The 3,756-nt window shown below is 37.9% G+C and carries 2 protein-coding genes; both read left to right on the top strand.

What is annotated here, in order from left to right:
- Window positions 1-1,144 (top strand): T9SS type A sorting domain-containing protein (locus ACNQGH_RS21755; protein ID WP_417958114.1); only part of this gene is annotated, 1,144 nt, incomplete at its 5' end.
- 812 nt (window positions 1,145-1,956) lie between these two features.
- The coding region (locus ACNQGH_RS21750; protein ID WP_417958113.1) for a hypothetical protein at window positions 1,957-3,756 on the top strand (1,800 nt) is incomplete at its 3' end.

The raw sequence follows: 3,756 nt of genomic DNA, 5'->3' as shown, positions 1-3,756 counted from the left end.
TCAGGATATTACTGCACCGGTAATCGCAGCTTTACCTGCTGTATCCACTATCAATTGTCCAGCCTTGCCAGCCTTTGCGCAAGCAACAGCAACTGATACTTGTGATGCTTCAGTGACTTTGACCTTTGCTGATGTAACTACTCCAGGCAACTGTCCGGGTAATTACAGTGTAACCAGAACCTGGACTGCTACAGATGATTGTGGCAATCATTCTTCTGCTTCACAAACCATCAATGTTCATGATGTTACACCACCAACTCTTAGTTGTCCAGCTGGTCAAACAGTTGCCTGTGGTACAACACCAGTCTTTGGTACTCCAACAGCAAGTGATAGTTGTGATTCAAATCCAATTATTAATGATTTGGGTGTTACTACAAAAAATAATGCGGACGGCTCAGTGACCTATACAAAAACCTGGACTGCTACCGATGCTTGTGGTAATACATCAATTTCATGCAGCCAAAGTATTATAGTAACTGCATGTGAAGGATGTACTTTAGGATATTGGAAAAACCATACTGACAGATGGTGTTCTTCTTATACTCCTTCAATGTTGTTTGGTAGTGTGTTTGTAAATGCACCGTCTAATCTTGCTAATTTAACTTTATTGCAAGCTCTAAATTTAGGAGGCGGAGGTATTTATAATTTAGCTCGTCAAGGCGTAGCTGCTTTATTGAATGTTTGTAGTGATGAAGTTGATTTTCCGGCGCCTTATGGTACTAATACTCAATCAGTAATTGATGCTGTTAATGCAGCGTATTTAGCTGGAGGAACTGCACCTGGAACATTGGCGACTCAATTGGATATTCTTAACAATACAGGATGTCCTTTGGGAGGAACTAGAGCTACTTCCGCTACTCATAAAGAAGTGGGTTTGAGTACTAACGCTGGCTTTACTGCTTATCCAGTTCCTTTTAAAGATAAGCTGACCATTAGATACGATTTTGATTATGTGTCTGATGTGGTAATCGATGTGTTTGACGCACAAGGGATTTTAGTACTTTCGAAAACAGATACCAATAGTTATTTGAACAAAGAAATTTCGTTGCACCTTCATTCATATAAAGGACAGGAACAAGTTTATATTGTCAAAGTAACTACTGATCGAGGAAGCAGTGTGAAAAAAGTAATGACTTCCAAGTAGTTTTTTAGTAATCATCTAGTCCTAAAAATAAAAAGGATTAGAATATAAAATTAAACCTCGAAAGTGAAAATTTTCGAGGTTTTTTTATTATTTGCTTATTTATGCAGAAATAAAATGATAAATCAACATAATGCATGTGTAAAACACTGTTTTTCAATATATTGCAAGATTTATTTGTTAAATATAAGCATTTTTTTTATGTAGTAATTTTCTCGATTTGACGGTTTTTTATCGGATAAATTTGTTTTTTATCTGATTTATTATTACTGCTTAATTAATGTTTTAACACATTGATTAACTTTGATTTAACAAAAAAAGAATCAAATTCCAAGCTGTTTTTTTTTAAACTGCTTACAGGTTGATAAAAAGATTTTAGCTATTGCTCCCCACAATACAATATCCTTTTGGTGATGGTGTACTTCATAAGAGTGTTTATGAAGGTGTGTTATTATAGCAAGTTTTAATTCTCAAAACCTAAACTTTCTGTTCTTCTTATTCTACCTTTTTAATTTAAAAATTAGGTTTTTAAGTTTCTTTAAAGCCCTTTTTTGGTTAATAAAAGTTTGTTTATTCCCCCAAAATAAAATGCGCTTTTGATGATGGAGTTCTTCATAAAGTAGTTTATGAAGGTGTTTTGTTTTTTCTAAAAGTTTTCAGTCCCCGGTCTGCTAGTTTCCTTCTTTTAACAAGTATGGCATTAAAACTTTATTATCATGGAAAAAAATTCACTTCTGACGTTTTTCGAAGTTTTATTATGCAAAATTAATTCTTGCTTTTTACCGAAAAACACAATTTGTACACTAAGTTTTTTTATGTCTAATTTCTTCTGTTTTAGTTCGAAACCCAAAAATTCTATATTTATAAAAGGGTTTTCTCATAACAATATTTCAAAATTGGGATATGGCGGGCTAGCCCCTTCATTTAGAAATATACTTGCGCTTGTATTAGTAAGTTTCTTTGGTTTTACAAACGCAACTGCGCAAACTTTTCCTGGTTTAAGTTCTTGTACATCAAAGGATTTGGAACTAATTAGCGTCACATTGCCAGCCCCTGCTAATGATCTATGTAATTGTACTGGCACCAGAAAACTAGTTTTAGGTATTAGAAATAAAACGGGCTCAACGAGAACCTCTTTTGCCTTCTGGGGTACTTTGATTAGACGAAATGCTAATGGTGATCCCGTTGATGCTAGTGGTGTTTTGATTCCTGCAGGACAACCAATAGGGATGAAAATTTTTGCCTGTGCTTCTGATGTAAAAAAATCAAGTGATAATTTTTTGCCAGCTACATACGGAACCACAGATATAGCGATTGCTTGTAATCAATCATTGGAAATTGTTGATTTATATTTAGCATGGACTTCAGCTTCTCCTAGCGAAACCTGCGATGTTCTGTTCAACAACCCTTCAACGATTAATCCTAAATGTGGAACATTACCTTTTATTCCAATTGGTGTTGGTGTAGATGCAACCTTCGCAACTACTAATGCAACCTGTACTACAGGAGGTTCAATTACTGTGTCTCCCTCTGGAGGTAAAGCTCCTTACTTGATCTCTATAGATGGGTCTCTATTTACGACTTCAACATCATATTCAAATCTAGTAGCTGGTAGCCATACTTTTATCATTAAAGATGCTAATGGCTGTTCTACAACTAAAACCAGAACTGTGGGGTCTTCTTCAGCGCCAACAGTAAGTGCAGGTGCTCCCTTTACTAAGACATGTGCTTTGAATCCGGATGGAATAGCAATCGGTGAAACAAACGATCCAACAGCAACTTATTTATGGAATCCAGCGAGCGGTTTGACTTCTTCAACGGCGAGCAATCCAACAGCAAATCCTGCGTCAACAACAAGCTATATTGTTACAAAAACCAGTATAGCCAATGGATGTTCAGCACAGGCAAGTGTACTTGTAACGGTAGACAAAGCCTTACCGGCGGCCAATGCGGGAGGTGATGTAACGATAAACTGTACCACTCCAAGTGCAACATTAGGTGCGACAGGAGGGGCTTCTTATTCATGGTCACCGGCAACGGGATTGAGTGCAACAAATAGTGCTAATCCAACAGCCACACCAGCTACTACAACAACCTATACCGTAACGGTAACAGGAACAAATGGATGTACAAAAACAGACGATGTAATAGTGACTGTAGACAAAGCCTTACCGGCGGCCAATGCGGGAAGCGATGTAACGATAAACTGTACCACTCCAAGTGCAATATTAGGTGCGACAGGAGGAGTTTCTTATTCATGGTCACCGGCAACGGGATTGAGTGCAACAAATAGTGCTACTCCAACAGCCACACCAGTTACTACAACAACTTATACCGTAACGGTAACAGGAGCAAATGGGTGTACAAAAACAGACGATGTAATAGTGACTGTGGACAAAGCCTTACCGGCGGCCAATGCGGGAAGCGATGTAACGATAAACTGTACCACTCCAAGTGCCACATTAGGTGCGACAGGAGGAGTTTCTTATTCATGGTTGCCGGCAACGGGATTGAGTGCAACAAATAGTGCTACTCCAACAGCCACACCAGTTACTACAACAACTTATACCGTAACGGTAACAGGAGCAAATGGGTGTACAAAAACAGACGATGTA

It is taken from the genome of Flavobacterium kochi (assembly GCF_048286715.1).
Lineage (GTDB): Bacteria > Bacteroidota > Bacteroidia > Flavobacteriales > Flavobacteriaceae > Flavobacterium.
Note: the sequence above shows the minus strand (reverse complement) of the source record. Positions and strands in the feature narration are given on the sequence as shown.